The 16537-nt window shown below is 44.3% G+C and carries 21 protein-coding genes; 19 read left to right on the top strand and 2 right to left on the bottom strand.

Annotated features, from left to right (window positions below):
• The first annotated feature begins 17 nt into the window (after positions 1 to 17).
• From K2225_RS12730 to K2225_RS12675, 12 genes are all read left to right on the top strand, one after another.
• Entirely contained in the window at positions 18 to 677 is a 660-nt protein-coding gene (locus K2225_RS12730; RefSeq protein WP_220585114.1) for a class F sortase, read from the top strand.
• Between the two features lie 237 nt (positions 678 to 914).
• A complete protein-coding gene (locus tag K2225_RS12725) occupies positions 915 to 1568 on the top strand; it encodes a DUF429 domain-containing protein (protein ID WP_220585113.1) in 654 nt (217 codons plus the stop codon).
• Positions 1569 to 1676: 108 nt separating this feature from the next.
• Positions 1677 to 2447, top strand: coding sequence for a putative hydro-lyase (locus K2225_RS12720; protein WP_220585112.1), 771 nt, complete (start codon positions 1677 to 1679; stop codon positions 2445 to 2447).
• A gap of 91 nt (positions 2448 to 2538) precedes the next feature.
• A complete protein-coding gene (locus K2225_RS12715; protein ID WP_220585111.1) occupies positions 2539 to 3483 on the top strand; it encodes a ribose-phosphate diphosphokinase in 945 nt (314 codons plus the stop codon).
• Between the two features lie 153 nt (positions 3484 to 3636).
• The gene (locus K2225_RS12710; RefSeq protein WP_220585110.1) at positions 3637 to 3981 is read left to right on the top strand and encodes a PadR family transcriptional regulator; all 345 of its coding nucleotides are present in this window, start codon (positions 3637 to 3639) and stop codon (positions 3979 to 3981) included.
• Positions 3968 to 5002, top strand: coding sequence for an HAAS signaling domain-containing protein (locus K2225_RS12705; protein WP_220585109.1), 1035 nt, complete (start codon positions 3968 to 3970; stop codon positions 5000 to 5002). The genes K2225_RS12710 and K2225_RS12705 overlap by 14 nt, the downstream gene beginning before the upstream one ends.
• Before the next feature lie 737 nt (positions 5003 to 5739).
• Positions 5740 to 7323, top strand: a complete 1584-nt coding sequence (locus K2225_RS12700; RefSeq protein WP_220585108.1) for a BCCT family transporter — start codon at positions 5740 to 5742, stop codon at positions 7321 to 7323.
• Between the two features lie 354 nt (positions 7324 to 7677).
• Positions 7678 to 8265 carry a hypothetical protein gene (locus K2225_RS12695; protein ID WP_220585107.1) on the top strand — a complete coding sequence of 196 codons (588 nt, stop codon included), beginning with the start codon at positions 7678 to 7680 and terminating at the stop codon, positions 8263 to 8265.
• Positions 8266 to 8455: 190 nt separating this feature from the next.
• Positions 8456 to 8800 (top strand): hypothetical protein, encoded by a 345-nt coding sequence (locus K2225_RS12690; protein WP_220585106.1) that lies wholly within the window; start codon positions 8456 to 8458, stop codon positions 8798 to 8800.
• A gap of 160 nt (positions 8801 to 8960) precedes the next feature.
• On the top strand, positions 8961 to 9629 hold the full coding sequence (locus tag K2225_RS12685) for a type 1 glutamine amidotransferase domain-containing protein (protein WP_220585105.1): 669 nt from the start codon (positions 8961 to 8963) through the stop codon (positions 9627 to 9629).
• 61 nt (positions 9630 to 9690) lie between these two features.
• The gene (locus tag K2225_RS12680; protein WP_220585104.1) at positions 9691 to 9972 is read left to right on the top strand and encodes a putative quinol monooxygenase; all 282 of its coding nucleotides are present in this window, start codon (positions 9691 to 9693) and stop codon (positions 9970 to 9972) included.
• A gap of 15 nt (positions 9973 to 9987) precedes the next feature.
• A complete protein-coding gene (locus K2225_RS12675) occupies positions 9988 to 10854 on the top strand; it encodes a LysR family transcriptional regulator (protein WP_220585103.1) in 867 nt (288 codons plus the stop codon).
• A gap of 46 nt (positions 10855 to 10900) precedes the next feature.
• On the opposite strand, the gene K2225_RS12670 is transcribed toward K2225_RS12675, so the two are convergent.
• Both K2225_RS12670 and K2225_RS12665 read right to left on the bottom strand, forming a co-directional pair.
• Positions 10901 to 11470, bottom strand: a complete 570-nt coding sequence (locus K2225_RS12670; RefSeq protein ID WP_220585102.1) for a DJ-1/PfpI family protein — start codon at positions 11468 to 11470, stop codon at positions 10901 to 10903.
• Positions 11471 to 11656: 186 nt separating this feature from the next.
• Positions 11657 to 12151, bottom strand: coding sequence for a GNAT family N-acetyltransferase (locus K2225_RS12665; protein WP_220585101.1), 495 nt, complete (start codon positions 12149 to 12151; stop codon positions 11657 to 11659).
• 212 nt (positions 12152 to 12363) lie between these two features.
• On the opposite strand from K2225_RS12665, the gene K2225_RS12660 reads away from it, so the two are divergent.
• From K2225_RS12660 to K2225_RS12630, 7 genes are all read left to right on the top strand, one after another.
• The gene (locus K2225_RS12660; RefSeq protein WP_220585100.1) at positions 12364 to 13227 is read left to right on the top strand and encodes an AraC family transcriptional regulator; all 864 of its coding nucleotides are present in this window, start codon (positions 12364 to 12366) and stop codon (positions 13225 to 13227) included.
• 112 nt (positions 13228 to 13339) lie between these two features.
• Positions 13340 to 13714: a YhfM domain-containing protein gene (locus K2225_RS12655; protein ID WP_220585099.1), complete on the top strand. Its 375-nt coding sequence runs from the start codon at positions 13340 to 13342 to the stop codon at positions 13712 to 13714.
• Entirely contained in the window at positions 13711 to 14100 is a 390-nt protein-coding gene (locus K2225_RS12650) for a VOC family protein (RefSeq protein ID WP_220585098.1), read from the top strand. The genes K2225_RS12655 and K2225_RS12650 overlap by 4 nt, the downstream gene beginning before the upstream one ends.
• Positions 14101 to 14112: 12 nt before the next feature.
• Positions 14113 to 14613 carry an NUDIX hydrolase gene (locus K2225_RS12645; RefSeq protein ID WP_220585097.1) on the top strand — a complete coding sequence of 167 codons (501 nt, stop codon included), beginning with the start codon at positions 14113 to 14115 and terminating at the stop codon, positions 14611 to 14613.
• A complete protein-coding gene (locus K2225_RS12640; RefSeq protein WP_220585096.1) occupies positions 14597 to 15106 on the top strand; it encodes a GNAT family N-acetyltransferase in 510 nt (169 codons plus the stop codon). The genes K2225_RS12645 and K2225_RS12640 overlap by 17 nt, the downstream gene beginning before the upstream one ends.
• The gene (locus K2225_RS12635) at positions 15099 to 15524 is read left to right on the top strand and encodes an NUDIX hydrolase (RefSeq protein ID WP_220585095.1); all 426 of its coding nucleotides are present in this window, start codon (positions 15099 to 15101) and stop codon (positions 15522 to 15524) included. Before K2225_RS12640 ends, K2225_RS12635 begins: the two co-directional genes overlap by 8 nt.
• The gene (locus K2225_RS12630) at positions 15521 to 16525 is read left to right on the top strand and encodes an SDR family oxidoreductase (protein ID WP_220585094.1); all 1005 of its coding nucleotides are present in this window, start codon (positions 15521 to 15523) and stop codon (positions 16523 to 16525) included. The genes K2225_RS12635 and K2225_RS12630 overlap by 4 nt, the downstream gene beginning before the upstream one ends.
• Positions 16526 to 16537 lie beyond the last annotated feature (12 nt).

Below are 16537 nucleotides of genomic sequence, written 5' to 3'. Positions count from 1 at the left end.
AGGAAAGGTGAATGGAGATGTACAAGTGGATGTCACTGTTGTTGCTCTGTTTCTTGTTTGCATGTTCCAGTGCTCAAGAGTCTGAAGCAAGTATGGACGCTGAACAAAAGGAAGCAAATGCTTCAGAGCAGACACAAGAAAAGGAAAGTTTAAGAGAAACGTATGATTCGCAGAAAATAAATGCATCCTCTACAGCTGAAACAACCGATAAAACAGCCATTACACCGAAGACAGTGATCATACCTGCCATTAATGTTGAAGCGAATATCGAAAAGGTAGGCCGTTATACGAATGGGCAGATGGGAGAGCCGGAGAGTGTGGATGGTGTGGGGTGGTACAAAGATGGCTATCAGCCAGGAGCGAAAGGAAGTGCCGTCCTTGCCGGCCACGTAGACAGCCGCACGGGTCCTGCGGTATTTTACAATCTGGAAGATTTGCAAGAAGGTGATGAGATCATCGTCACTGATGAAGAAGGAACAGAACAAACCTTTATCGTACAAAAATCAGAGGCCTATGATCGGAAAAACGCTCCACTGAACAAGATTTTTGGGTTTTCTTACCGAAGACAGCTGAACCTCATCACTTGCACAGGGGAATTCAATAAAGAAGCAGGAACACATGATGAACGGTTGGTCGTCTATGCCGTTCATGAAGATGATGTGAATCCTGCAGGTTAAACAGGTATCTATTATTATAGATACCTGTTTTTTCTGAATGAGTTTTCATTGTAGCGGATTGCTTTCTTAAATACTGATATAATGGCTTAAATGCTGATCTACAGCTAGAGATACTGATATATAGCTAGAAATACTGATATGACCCTGGAGATGATAGTGATAATCATAAGCTCCGATATTCATTCTGCTGATATCAGATGGGCTGATCGATCAGCTACCGTTAAAGGAGATAAGCAGATGCAATACATAGGAATTGATTTATCCGGACCCAGCAACACTAAGGACACCGTACTCGTTCATTTTCAAAAGCAGAGAGACGAGCTCCATTTCAAAAAATATGAGACGCCGATGAATGACCATGGGTTAATGACTTACATAGAATTTCTAGCGAATAACGATTCCGTCACCATCGGCATGGACGCTCCTTTATCCTATGAAGACGGGGGAGGGGATCGGGAAAGCGACCGGTCTTTGAGAGCTTTCGTAACGAAGCTCGGCATGAAGGGAGCATCCATCATGCCGCCAACGATGATGCGCATGGTGTACTTATCATTGAGAGGGATACGTTTGACAAGGGAAATCGAACGCCTTGCAACCAAACACGAGGTTCATATCGTAGAAGTTCATCCGGGAGCTGCCCTTGGTGCAAGGATGGAAAGGATCGATGATGTTCTTCACTACAAGCAGGACCGCCCTACCCGGAAAAGGATATGGAGTTGGTTCGTAACACAACAATTAATTGGTATTCCGGAAGAAATGGCCGAGGAATCCCACACCATCGATGCCTGCGCTGCCGCACTTGCTGCCTGGCATTGGCAGGATCCGAATCTTGAGCCGGCTTGGCTGTGTAAAGCTTGTTTACCTCTTCATCCTTATGATTTTTGTTGTTAACCTTTTGGTAATGAACGTTTGGAAACTCTAACGGGAGGGTCATGTATAATAGAACTTAAGATGCTGCAAGAATAGACAAGGTTAGATAGAAAAGGAGACTAGATCATAATGGAACCCTATAAAGTAAGAACGGCGATACGAAAAGAAGAAAACTCCGGTACAACATCCGGCTTCTGTGAAGGATATATTCAAACCAATATGGTGACTCTTCCGAAAGAATATGCCTTCGACTTCCTATTGTTCTGCATGAGGAACCCGAAACCGTGTCCCCTGGTGGAAGTGATGGAAGCAGGGCAGACAGCACCCCAAGTGGCGGATGCAGATATCCGGACAGACTTGCCGCGTTATCGGATTTACCGGGATGGAAAATTTTCTGAAGAGGTCTTGAATATCTCAGACGTGTGGAGGGAGGATTTTGTCACTTTTCTGATCGGGTGCAGTTTCACTTTTGAAAAGGCGCTCCTTGATGGCGGCATTCCTTTATTTCATCAAGAACAGGAAAAAGTCGTCCCGATGTTCGATACCACTATTCCTTTATATCCGGCCGGTATCTTCCAAGGGAATATGGTCGTCAGTATGCGAGCGATCCCGAATCATCTAATTGATCAAGCGCTCACTATTTCCGAGCGGTTTGAGCAGTCTCACGGAAGCCCTGTCCATATCGGGTCACCTGAAGAGATCGGCATCACCGATCTGCACAACCCGGATTATGGGGAAGCGGTCGATTTTGACCCTGCAGAAGCCACTCCCGTGTTTTGGGCATGTGGAGTTACACCACAAAATGCTGCACTCCAAGCGAAACCATCCATTATGATTACCCATGCACCAGGTCATATGCTGATTACCGACCAATTGGACCCGAACTATAAAAATGGGTAACTCTTACCAAACGAGGTTTCGAACTTGCAACAAAGCCCCTCTAGTGATAAGTTTTTCTTAACGAAACCTTTACAAAACAGGAGCGATACATATGGATACACAATCACAGATGAAGCTTTTTACATTAAACTCCAATGAACCATTGGCTCAGGAAATGTCAGAGATCCTGGAGGTCCCTATAGGGAAAAGCAAAGTCGTCCGTTTCAGCGATGGAGAAGTCCAAATCAACATCGAAGAAAGTGTCCGTGGGGACGATATCTATTTGATCCAATCTACATCCCAGCCTGTCAATGAGCATGTGATGGAAATGTTGATCATGGTCGATGCCTTGAAGCGGGCTTCTGCCAAAACCATCAATGTCGTCATTCCTTATTACGGATATGCCCGTCAGGATCGGAAAGCACGGTCTCGTGAACCGATCACAGCCAAGCTGATTGCCAACCTTCTGGAAAAAGCAGGCGCGGACAGAGTCATCTCTCTGGACTTACACGCACCGCAGATTCAAGGCTTTTTTAATATTCCGGTCGATCAGCTGCAGGGAATTCCGATTCTTGGGGAATACTTCAATACGAAAAACATTGAAGACCTTGTCGTTGTCGCACCTAATACAAGCGGCTTGAACCGGGTAAGGAAAATGGCCAACATCCTTGATGCCCCGCTTGCATTCATCGATAAGCGGAAAGCAGAGCCTGGTGAACCAGAAATCCGTGATGTCGTTGGAGATGTGGAAGGCAAAAATGTCCTTATCGTTGACGATATGATGGATACAGCGGACACCGTAACCGTGGCAGCCGATATCCTCCACGAAAATGGAGTCAATGACATTTATGCCTGCGGAACACATGCGGTCTTATCCGATCCGGCCGTCATCAAAATTGAGCAGTCACCGATCAAAGAATTGGTCATTACCAATTCCATCTTCCAGCCAGAAGAAAAACAGATTGATAAAATGACGATTCTTTCTGTCGCTCCTTTATTATCAGATGCCCTGCTGCGCGTTCAACGCGAAGATTCTGTGAGTGTATTGTTCGACTAATAAAAATAATTCAAAACACCTCTTACAAAAGAGGTGTTTTTTTGTGAGCCATTTTATTCAGCATTTTATATATACAGTTGCACATATAATACTGTATGACATACACTAAGTATAGATAGTGTTTGTCGTACAGTATATGGAGGAGTGAATATTTTGAGTCAACTACTGAACTCACTGCTGACCGAACAGCGGAGGGGGAATTTGACATTAGCGGTTTTAAGTCAGCTGCGTACCCCACAATATGGCTATTCCCTCGTCAAACGATTGGAAGATTCGGGCATCACCATCGAACAAAGTACGTTGTATCCTTTGCTCCGCAGGTTGGAAAAAAAGGATCTGGTCACGAGCAGCTGGGATACTTCAGAGTCTCGTCCTCGGAAGTATTATGTTTTGAGTGATTATGGGGAAGGTGTTTTTCAAACATTGAAGGAAGAATGGAAACAAGCCACGAATGAATTGTTCCGTTTATTGGAGGAGGAGAACAATGAAATGGATTGATGTCTACTTACAAGAGGTCGAACGCCGGCTTCCGGAAAAGAACCGGGAAGACATCCTACTTGAAATCCGGTCTACCATCGAGGATATGCTCCCGGAGAATTCTACAGAGGAGGAGGTCAAAGGTGTCCTTCAGGAATTGGGCGATCCTGTAAAACTTGCGCAGGGATATAGTGAAAAACCCATGCATCTTATTGGGCCGCGCTATTATGATACGTATATTTCCCTTATCAAAATGATCCTGCCTATTGCGATTACGATTTCTTTAATCACGCTCGTCGCTGAGAATATTATAGGATCTGTCGATGAAGGCAGCTTGATCATGATGATTCTTGCCATTGTCGGGGAAGGCGTCTGGCGGGTGATTTCTGTCGGCGTGCAAGTCTTTTTCTGGATTACGATTATTTTCGCCCTGATTGAACGTGTGGACCTCGGCATAGATGACGAAGATCTAAGGTCTCAACGTAAAAAGTGGAGAGCAGAAGATTTGAAAAAAGTCGCTCATGTCCCTAAAAAACGTGCGATCTCCCAATGGGAAGTGTATGGTGCTTTTCTATGGACAGCGATCTGGGGCACCGTTTACTTCCACGCCGACCAATTGCTGGGGATCTATGAAAACCAAGGCGCAGGACTCACCTTCGTCACCCCGGCTCTGAATCAAGATACCCTGCTCAGCTATTGGCCTGGAGTCGTCCTGGTCATTGGCCTGGAAATCGCTTTGAGCCTTTATAAATTATTGAAAAAAGAATGGACCAAAGGCCTCGTATGGTTCAATACCGTTCAGGAATTCCTATCCATAGGGATTTTCGTTTGGATCATTACAAATGAGAGGCTGTTTCAACCAGCGTTCATCAACTATATCGCAGACCTTTTCGGGGTGAATGCAGCGCAAGTCGAAAGCGGCCTCACTTGGAGGATCGCTGCGATCTTTATCATTTTCGCTGTGTGGAATATCATTGACGGTTGGGTGAAATATAAAAAAGGAACGAAGAAGACGAAGGTGAGCCATGAACTTGTTAAATGAGACGGATAAAAAGGTGACCCGGGATCCGGGGTCATCTTTTTTGTGTGACAACCAAAATATTCCAGTGAATGATAATGGTAAAAGAGGTTGATATGTTGGGTCTATGGCTAATGATCGAGAGGAGTGGGGGCTTTGAACGATCGAACAAAATGGATGGTATTAACATTATGTACGTTAACGATTATTATCGGGATTTTTTTTAGTAGGGACGCAGTCTTATTTCAATATCAAAGAAATCAATAATGCCAGTGATCAATGTTATGAAATCGGCGGGACTCCAGAAGTTGAAAGTGATTTTATGGCTATGAATGATTCATTTGAATGTCATACCGCGGATGGCTCAGAGTAAATAAGGCTTTTATGGAAGTGCAACAATCTTTACTTCCCTTTTTGGTGGGATGGAATACATACTTCTAAACAGTTCATGTTAAGACATGGTCTGTTTTTTTGTGTTTTTCATTCTTTTACTATAAAAGGCTGCCAGCTCATATATTTAATGCTCACAGTTAACTAGAGTCCCACAGCTTTCAAATGCTTACGAATCCTATCCATCCTTGCTCTCCTTCGATTTGACGAGTTGTACGAACATCTCTATAATTAGTCCCTATGTGTTAAAAGGTCTCAAAACAAGAGGAGTATTCGTTTTCTGAACGTCTAAAGAACAAAGCCATTATATATTCGTCATTGATATAAAAATATATTAACTATCACAGGTTAGAAAACCTAGGAGGAAAATAATGAACGAAAAAACGAATAGGAGAACGAGAATTGACTGGGTCACATTCACGATCAGCGGAGGCTTTCTCGTCTTATTTTTACTATTGTCTCTTTTAAACAAAGATCTGATGGGAGAATGGATTTCAAGCTCGTTCAACTTTTCTGTTACATTCTTTGGTGCCTTTTGGCAACTGCTGCTGCTTGCGACATTTGTAGTAGGCGTGGCGCTTGCCCTATCGAAATATGGAAAAGTGAAATTAGGAAAAAAAGATTCACCGGAAAACGGCTGGTTCCGCTGGGTTTCCATGATCCTTTGTACATTACTAGCAAGTGGGGGCGTTTTTTGGGCAGCCGGAGAACCAATCTATCATTTCTTAACGACACCACCGCTTTTTGCAGATGAGGGGATGACAAGTGCACAGGCTGTGGTCCCTGGTTTAGCCCAAAGCTTTTTCCACTGGGGCTTTACCGCATGGGCTTGTTTAGGAACAGTAGCTACAATTGTACTGATGTATGCGCATTATCATAAAGGGTATCCGTTAAAACCACGGGCGATTTTGTATCCGATGGTAGGAGAGAAAATTTTCAATAAGAAAAGTGTTATCGGAGCTACAGCGGATATTGTTTCTGTCATTGCTGTAGCAGCAGGAACCATTGGGCCGATCGGCTTCTTAGGTTTACAAGTCGGTTATGCTCTCAATTATTTATTCAATATCCCGGATACCCTGTTCACTCAGTCACTCGTGATCATTTTCCTTGTGACCATCGCTGCCATTTCTGCAGCTTCAGGTGTGGATAAAGGGATTCAACTGCTCAGTCGTCTGAACGTAGGATTTGCTGTTGTTCTGATGATCGGCATGCTCATTCTAGGACCCACTATGTTTATCATCGATTCATTCATCGCCGCAGAAGCTTTTCAACTTCAGAACTTTCTGCGTATGAGTCTTTACAGAGGCGATAGTGGCTGGCTCGGTTATTGGACCGTCTTCTTCTGGGGCTGGTTCCTCGGTTTCGGCCCAGCGATGGCGATGTTCATCAGCCGTATTTCCAGAGGTCGTACAATTCGAGAGCTGATTCTTGCCGTAGCGATCCTCGCTCCGATCGTAAGTAACTTCTGGTTTGCCGTTGTCGGAGGATCTGGATTGTTTTACGAGCTGGAATCACCGGGTGCTGTTTCTACAGCCTTGAATGAAACAGGCATGCCTGCCGCTGTCATGGCGATTATGGAACAAGTACCGTTCGGCATGGTCATGGCTGCTGGATTCTTAATTGTTACGATCATCTTCGTCGCAACCACAGCCGATTCAATGTCGTATTCCGTCGCTGTTACAATTACAGGAGATACCCATCCGCCGCGTGTCCTTCGCGTCTTCTGGGCCCTGTTGTTTGGAGGGATCGCAGCAGCTCTACTCGGTATTGGTGAAAGCAGTATCCAAACACTGCAAAACTTTATCGTTGTTACCGCTGTTCCAGTTTCCCTTCTATTGCTTCCACCTGTCTGGCTGGCACCGAAAGTCGCGAAGCAGATGGCGAAGGAACAAGGACTGATTACGGAAAGAAGTGTACCTGTCTCTGTTGAGGAAAAAGAACGTAAAACATCATAAATGAAGCCAAGCCGCTATTCTATCGTTTGTCTCAGATAGAATAGCGGTTTTTTTTGCAAACCTGTTCGACATGATGGTTCCAAATGGTTGTGTGACTTGTGTTTAATTTTTCTCCAGACCTTTGGGCAGGGGGGAGGTCTGCGGATGATTTAGATACATACGCTAATTAGTGGAGATGGAGTATCTTTTTCTGACTAAGTTTGTGGGTCAGGCTTTTATTTCTATTTTTCTAAGGTAGACCGTTTTACCCTATGATCTTCATTACTTCTTGGAATATGGTACAAGGAAGTGATAACTTTTAAGAATACTAACAAAGTAAGATTATTATTATGGATAATAGTTGGAGTTATTATTTTGGTTCTCCCTATTTTAACCAACCAACTTATGACGTTCCGTTGGTTCAAAGTTGTCGGTGATGAAGAAACCTGGATCGCTTTCTACGGGAGTTACATTGGTGGAATCATTGGAGGACTAATGACTCTCGCAGGTGTTCTGCTCACATTCAATTACCAAAGACATAATAAACAACAGGAAGATGAAGTGAATGAACATAAAGCGCTTCTCATGCTCTATCCGAAATTTCTTTTGATCAGATCAAATTTAAAAAACATTCGATTTTCTTTGGAAACCAATCATCAAATGATCGAAAAAGGACACGAGTGGAATCAGCTCGAACGCGACATGTTCAAATGGAGAATAAGCAGGCTGGCAGAAAAGCTTAACTTTCTGGAAGAAATAGATTCTAGTAAGCTTCTCCCAGAAACCATTGTAAAACTCATGGATTTGAACAGAGAATTGGAAAATATATATGTTGCCGTCTCCGTATTAGAGGGGAATTTTGAAAGTGGGTTTCCACCTGAAACATGGGAGGAATATTCTCGTGGAGTTCAGGGTGTTATGGACCTGTTGGATTTAACCATTAAGGACTTGATTATTCGTTAAAGAGTCGGTTCCACCGAATTAGAAATGGATGAGTGATCTCCTAACCAGGGTGTCTTACAAAGAATTCCTTCCTATTCTTTCTCAAGAGATATGTTCTTAACTTGAGTGATACGGGAAGTCGTATCGTAGGTTTCTGCCTTTTCCTATTAGGGAAAATGATTTTTATAAAACCTACTCAGGAGGAATCACAATGCCCAACGAAACCAAACAAACCTTTCACATCACAGATTACAGCGACTTTAACCGTGTCTGTGTAGAAAATGACGGACTCGCTTTCCCAGAACTTAAAAAAATGATGGAAGACTACATACTAAGTCAGGCCACCATGGAGTTCAAAGAATGCTGGATCCAGGATCAGCAGGTGGAAGAAGGGGAAGTCAGAACGGTCCAGGTCAATTTTGTGGATACGAACTCTAATAACTTTATCCGCCTTTGGGGTTCGAAAAACAATGAAACCGAAGAAGTGTTGAATATGAAAGTGGATGCGATTGATTTGAATACGGAAGAGCTTGTCTATGAGCGTCAATTGGTATAAAGGATAGAGGAGGCTGACCGTTGAGGCCTCCTCTTTTTTATGAAAGTAAAGTATAAATATATTTATACATAACCCTATATTTACTAATTTGTATTATACCTGAAGCCGCTCTACAATTAGACTCGTAAACAAATTCACTTTCTCAGGAGGAATGAACAAAATGAGTAAACATATACTGATGGTCGTTACGACGGCGGATAAAATGAATGAGGAGTTGGACACGGGTCTTTGGCTTTCTGAATTTGGGGAAGCTTACGTAGAATTTGCGAATAAAGGGTATGATATTACTGTCGCAAGCCCGAAAGGTGGAAAAGCACCGGTGGATGATCGTAGCCTGGAAGGTGGCGAAACGCCCCAGGAAATTCTCGATACGGCGAAGTATTTGGAAGATACCGTGAAAATCGATGACGTGAAAGACGTTTCCAAGTTTGATGCGATCTTCTTGCCTGGTGGTCATGGGACGATGTTCGATCTACCGGATAACAAGAAACTGCATGAAACCATCCGTGATCTTTATGAAGCGGACAAAGTGGTGGCGGCGGTTTGTCATGGTCCGGCAGGTCTTGTCGGTGTGACGCTATCCGATGGTTCTCCGATCGTAAAAGGCCAAACGGTTACGGCGTTCACGGATGAAGAGGAGCGTGCAACGACATTGGATGCGTATATGCCTTTCTTGTTGGAAACACGTTTGCGTGAGTTGGGTGCAGGCTTCGTAGGTGAAGATAACTGGGCAGACCACGTGCAAGTATCCGGCCACCTGATTACAGGCCAGAACCCTCAGTCAACGATCAGCGTTGCAAAAGAAGTCATCAACAAGCTTGAAAGTTAAAAGAATACGGGGAGCCTGTGAGTTTAACTTGCAGGTTCTTTCGTGCTAAAGGAGAAGAGTAATGATTACAATCAATGCAATAATTAAAGCAAAACAAGGTCAGGAACAAGCGCTTTTTGAGGAAATGAAAAAAGCTGTTGAACCATCACAATCAGAAGAGGGTTGTATGGAATATACTCTTCATCGATCGTTGGATGATGAAGGCACCTTTGTTTTTTATGAAACGTGGAAAGATGAAACAGCCTTGAAGGCACACATCGAATCGGATCATTATCAAGCCTATCGAAAGGCGACAGCTGACTTGACCGACTCACGGGCCGTTCATAAACTTCAAAAAGTGTAAGAGGTATCTGAATCCATGATTGATTTTGAATGGTATCGCAGTTTCATCAGTATTTACAAGCACGGTTCCGTGTCCGCGGCTGCCAAAGCGCGCTTCATGACCCAACCGGCGATGAGTCAGCATTTAGCCGCACTGGAGTCAGAAGTCGGAGAACCTCTCTTTACTAGGGCACCAAGAAAAATGGTTCCGACGGATCGAGGAAAGGAATTGTACACGAAACTCGTGCCACTCATTGAGAATCTGGAAAGCACCACACAGGAAATTAAACAGACATCTAATCATCCGTCCGAGATGCCGCTCCTCAAGCTGGGTTCACCGGTAGAGTTTTTTACAGGGAGAGTTCTGGAGAGAATCAGGTCCCTGGATATCCGCTACCTTGTCCATTTTGGTACGGCGCCTACGCTCTTGAACCAGCTGATTAACGAAGAAGTTGATCTAATCATGACACCGCAGAAACAGACTGTTACAGGAATTGAATACACTCCATTGGAACTGGAGACATTCGTTGTCGTGGCACCGAAAAATATGAAGGTGGAGGAAGAATGGAGTGACATCGAATCCTGGCTGCACGAACAGGCCTGGCTGAGTTATGGACTGGATCTTCCAATCATTCGGCGATATTGGCGTGAACATTTCAACAAACGGCCGGATATTAAAGCGAAACATATCATTCCCAACCTCCAGTCGATTCTGAAGGCGATTGAAAAAGGGATGGGGATCAGTGTGCTGCCGTTGTACTTGATTGAAGAAGCGGTAAAAGAAGGGAAGGTACAGATTCTCTTTCCTGAAGTATCTGTAGAAAATGCTCTTTACGCTGCTTACCGGATTGACCAGCGTGATGAGCCGACGATCAAGACTATGATCCAACAATGGAAAAAATAAGACCGTGTCCTCCTCATGCTAGAGAAGACACGGTCTTTGCGTTGTTTTATGAGTTGACGGTTGATCCTTTAACCTGCTTCACGAACTCTTTCATAATCGAAGGCAGGTCTGGCCATGCGTGTCCGGAAATGAGGTTGTCATCGACATAACTCATTTCATCCATGTATTCGGCACCGATACTCTCTACTTCAGGTCGACATGCGTGATAGGCGGTCATCTTACGTCCTTCAACAACATCAGCGATTGTCGTCAAAACAAGGCTGCCATGGCACATGACGGCAATCGGTTTTTCGGCTATGAAGAAATGGCTGACGATTCCCGGAAGATCATCGTGCATGCGAATATGTTCAGGAGCGCGTCCTCCAGGAATGATCAGCGCATCATAATCATTCGGGTCGACTTGTTCGAAAGTCATGTTTGAGTCAATCATGTATCCTTTTTTCTCGGTGTACGTTTCCCAGTCTTCAAAATCGTGGATAACCGTATTTAATTTCTTCTGGTGAGGTGCGGCAATATCGACATCAAAACCTTCTTCCAAGCAGCGGAAATAAGGATAGTACACTTCTAAAGCCTCGACAGCATCTCCGGTGACGATCAACACTTTCTTTGCAGTCATCTTTCACCCTCCTAAAGTAGATTTACATAAGGTGTAGTACCCTTATTTTCATCTTTGATAACCACATTTTTACATCAATCCCAAGCACATGGTGAGGCTTCATGGCTTGCTTGTGATAGTCGGAGCGTTCCCTGTTAGGAGAGGAAAAGCATCCTTATTTTGATGTTTGAGTCACTGTATTTCGGATTAATTTAATGCATACTGATAAAACTTTTTGTCAACTTGTAATAGAGGGAAATTCTCAGGTAATTCCTCAGGACTTATACTCGTAAAACCATTCTTTTCGTAAAATCGATGGGCCGTTAGAAATTGTGGAGTCGTTCCAAGAAACACTGATTTTATGGAGTTCTCCTTCATCCATGTGATGGCACGGTCCAATAATAGATGTGCCGTATTATATCTTTTTCCTCTGAAATCTTTATCTACAAACATTTTCCTTAATGCGACTTGGTTATTTCCTATATCTAATAGACTAATGGTACCAACAACCTGATCGTTAAAAACAGCCACCCAAAAGTTTCCATGACCCGTTTGATAAAAATTTTCTATATCAAACAAATCCGGCTGCTCTTCCTTTGTGATCGGAATGTTATATTCCTGCTGTTGAATTTGAAGAATTAAATCCACGACTTGAGCTTGATGCTCATTAGAATATGGTTTCACAACGGGGAACTTATCCATAAAATACACCGCCTCTATAATAAACTCCTTTTTATTCTACTATAGAATACTTACTTAAAACGCACTGGATCCAACTAAACTTTATAAAGAAGATGAACCTGATCTTCGTTTTTTTCCAATACCTTAGGTGAAAAAAACTGACACAAGGAAGCACTCGCTGTCAAGTTTTCATGGTAATGTATGGATAGAATGAAACGGAGGGAGGAGACGCCATGACTTGGATCCAGTCGATGCAGAAAGCGATTGACTTCATGGAGCAGCACTTATTGGAAGACATCTCTATGGAAGAAATCGCACAGACTGCTCATACATCACCCTTCCATTTCCAGCGCATTTTCAGCCTGCTTACAGATACGACGGTCGTGGAATATTTGCGCAGGCGGAGATTGACGCTCGCAGCGCAGGAATTGAGAAAAGGGGGGTGTAAAATCATCGATGTCGCTTACACATATGGCTATGAAACTCCCGAGTCTTTTTCCCGGGCGTTCCGGAAGCAGCATGGCATCTCACCACGAGAAGCGCGTAGTTACCGAGGGAAAATGACCGCATACAACCGCCTCGTCATTCAGGTGAATTTAAAAGGAGCTGATCCGATGGAGTATGAAGTGGTAGAAAAAAATGCGTTTCAAGTTGTCGGTGTGAAGGAGCAGTTTTGTTGTGTTGGAGAAGAGGAGAATGTGAAAGGGATTCCTGAGATGTGGGATAGAGTGAATGGGGATGGCACAGACCTGAAGTTGTTGAAGCATAACAATGGTCCGGTTAAAGGTCTGCTTGGTGTCTGTGAAGATAAGAATGAGGATAAACCGAACCATATCGATTATTGGATCGCGGTCGCTCATGAAGGCGGAGAAGTCGAGGGCCTGGAATCTTTAGATGTTCCAAAAGCAAAGTGGGCGGTTTTCGGTGTTCGTGGTGCCATGCCGCATGCTATGCAGGAAACGTGGAAGAAGATCTATTCGGAATGGTTTCCATCGAGCGGCTATGAAAATGCCGGTGGTCCAGAACTTGAAGTCTATCACGATGGGAACCCGAACAGTGAAGATTATTACTCGGAAATATGGATTCCAGTCAAATAAGTAGGAAGAGCACAGTCCTTTGTCGCACTGTGCTTTTTCTTATAGAATAAAGGATTTTATTGCCAAAATGTAGAAGATAAAAAGTATCAATCCTATCAAATGGAGGGAAGTCGTGAGATCATTTTTTCTGTTTCTCGCTGTTTTCCTAACCTCATGTTCCCCACTTTCTGCACGCATGCCTGGGGAAGTGACCATTCATGAGATGGAAAGTTTTGAAGAAGAGAAACAAGGCGAAGCATTCGTCATCTCTGATAAAGTAGATATTCGCAAATTTCAAGCGGGAATCTGGGGTGCAGGCAAGGAAACCGGGGCTGTTGACCTTCCGCATCCTGAGTTTTCTTTTACATTAGGGAAAGAGTCTTATTTATTATGGTTGGAGTCAGGATTCATCATGAACCAAAAGAATACCCATATCCTTTACAGGTTAAAGGAACGGGATCGTGGAAATTTAAAAAGGGTCATTGTGGAGAGGAAGGGCAGACCGTGAGCTTTTTTACAGGAGTCTATCAAATCAATGTGAGAGTAAAAGAAATCAAAAAGGCTGTGGAATGGTACGAGGACATCCTTGGTTTACGTGTTTTGAAAGATCACGGAAAGACCGTTGTTCTGGAGCATGATGGGGGGGTACCTGTTTGCCTAATTGAAAAGCCTCCGCATATAGAACTTCCTGACAACCTGGAAGGAACACATCCTGTATTCAGCATTTCTCCAGGCAACGTAGAAGATTGCAAAACAGCCCTGCAGGATCGTGGTGTCGTGGTCTTAGAGGGTGGCAGTAAAGGCCATTTCAAATTCAGAGATTTGGATGGAAATCTATTAGAAGCTTATTTACCGGGGCTTTATGAGGAAGACCGGTTCAAGCCGTATCGTTGAGGAGGGGAAGGTTTGGAAGTCGGATATACCATATGTTTCATCAAGCGTGAAGATGAATTGCTGCTGTTGAATAGAAACTCGCCTCCCGTTCAGGGGATGTGGAACGGTGTAGGAGGAAAAATAGAGGATGGAGAGACGCCCCTTTCCTGTGTGCAGCGTGAAGTGGCAGAAGAAACAAATCTGTTCCTTGAAGAACATCTATTCGAATATAAAGGGACCATTTCCTGGGCAATAGATGGGGAGAGATCAGGCGGAATGGAGGCGTTTATCGTGACGGTCCATGATGATGACCTCTATCCTGTGCCTGTCGAAATCGATGAAGGCATTTTAAGTTGGAAAAAAGTGTCCTGGATCCTTTCAGGAGACAATCATGGGATTAGTCCGATGATCCCTTATTATTTACATACAGTATTGAATGAGAATCAAGAAGTTCATCACCATTTTACAGTAGATCATGGAAAAATCGTTGAATACGTCAAAGGGGAGGAGAGATGGCATGTTGTTGTTCCGTGAGCTGAAACAAGAAGACTGGAAAAAGATCCATACCTATGCATCAAAACCGGAGGTCTCCCAATATCAGCCGTGGGGACCGAACTCTGAAAAGGATACACAGGACTATGTCCAGCACTTGGTCCATGAAATCAGGCAGCCCGAACCCCAAAAACATGCGTGGGCCATTTTACGTGAGGTGGATGAAGAGCTCGTAGGTGTTGCGGAATTGACGATTTTGGATACCTATCATCAAGTCGGCGAAATAGCTTACATCCTACATCCCGACGAATGGGGCCGGGGCATGGGGACAGAAGTAGCGAAGAAGTTGATTGGCGACGGATTCCGAACTTTCCAGCTAAAGCGGATCCAGGCGACTTGTCATCCTGAAAACAAAGGTTCGATCAGGGTGTTGGAGAAGTGCGGCATGGAGATGGAAGGGCGTTTGCGAGGGCACTTGAAAATGAAAGAGGGGCGTCGCGATTCCCTGCTCTATAGTGTGTTGACCGATGGATAAGTGGCGAGGGGCGGCAGCTGTCTGTATCAATGATAAGAACGATCTTTTGATGGTCCTTCAGGGTAAGCCGGAAGAAAAGAAAACCTGGACCGTGCCTTCCGGAGGGGTGTTTGAAGGGGAAAGTTTGGAACAGTGCTGCGAGAGGGAGACGTTTGAAGAAACAGGGTATTTCATCCGTGTGGGTGAAAGGCTGCAAACGAAAACAGGAAGGATCGGGAAGACGGATATCCATGTCGAATACTTTTTCTGCAGGGTCATTGGCGGAGCTATGCAGATCCAGGACCCAGATCATTTGATCCATGAGATTCGCTGGGTTTCAAAAGAAGAGCTGACTGAATTGCACCTTTCTTTTCCTGAAGACCAGCCCTTTTTAAATCAGATGCTGCAAAAACAGAAGGAAGGAGTGGATCGAACATGAAGCTGCTTGTCATTGGCGGGACGAAATTTCTCGGAAGGCATATCGTTGAATCAGCTTTGGACGAGGGTCATGAGGTGACGTTATTTCATAGAGGGAAGACCAATCCGGGTTTATTTGAAGAGGTGACCAATATTTTCGGAGACAGGGAAAAACGAGAGGACCTGGAAAAGCTGGGCGAGCAGAAATGGGATGCGGTCATAGATACGTGCGGGTATAAACCTTCCACCGTATCGAAGAGTCTGGATGTCCTTGCCGCCTGCACGAAGAAGTACGTGTTCATCTCCACGATATCTGTTTATCCGGATTTGACCGCTGTTCATAATTTGGAAGAGACGGTGGAACCGATGACATTGACTCAGGAAGAACTGGAACGAGCGGAACAAACAGAAGCGTTTGAACCAGCCTTATATGGGCCTTTGAAAGCACATTGTGAGCAGGAAGTCCAAAACCGGATCAAAGATAAAGGAATCATCATCCGCCCGGGATTGATTGTCGGTCCTCATGATCCGACTGATCGTTTTACATACTGGCCTTCAAGGATTGCGGAGGGAGGGGAAGTGCTTGCTCCTGGTAGAAAGGATCAACAGATTCAGTTCATTGATGTAAGAGATTTAGCAGATTGGATGGTCCATCTGTCTTCTACTGAACAAACAGGTGTCTTCAATGCCAACGGGCCTGAAACCAAGCTGACGATGCAACATTTACTGGAAACGTGTGCCTCGACGCTTAATAAAGAGGTGACTTTGACATGGGTACCCGCACAGTTTTTGATAGATGAAGGCCTACAGCCGTGGAAAGACCTTCCCGTCTGGATTCCGACAGAAAAAGATTTCAGTCAGTATGTGTCGAAAGCGATTCAGTGTGGGTTGGAATTCCTTCCGTTAAAAGAAACCATCTTGGACACGTACCACTGGGACCAGCAAAGAGTGGATGGTGTTAAAGGTGCAGGATTGACAAGGAATCAAGAAGCCGCCGTTTTGAAAAAGTGGCATAGACAATGAATTAGTCCATGG

The sequence above is a fragment of the Halobacillus sp. Nhm2S1 genome (assembly GCF_019599545.1).
Lineage (GTDB): Bacteria > Bacillota > Bacilli > Bacillales > Halobacillaceae > Halobacillus.
Note: the sequence above shows the minus strand (reverse complement) of the source record. Positions and strands in the feature narration are given on the sequence as shown.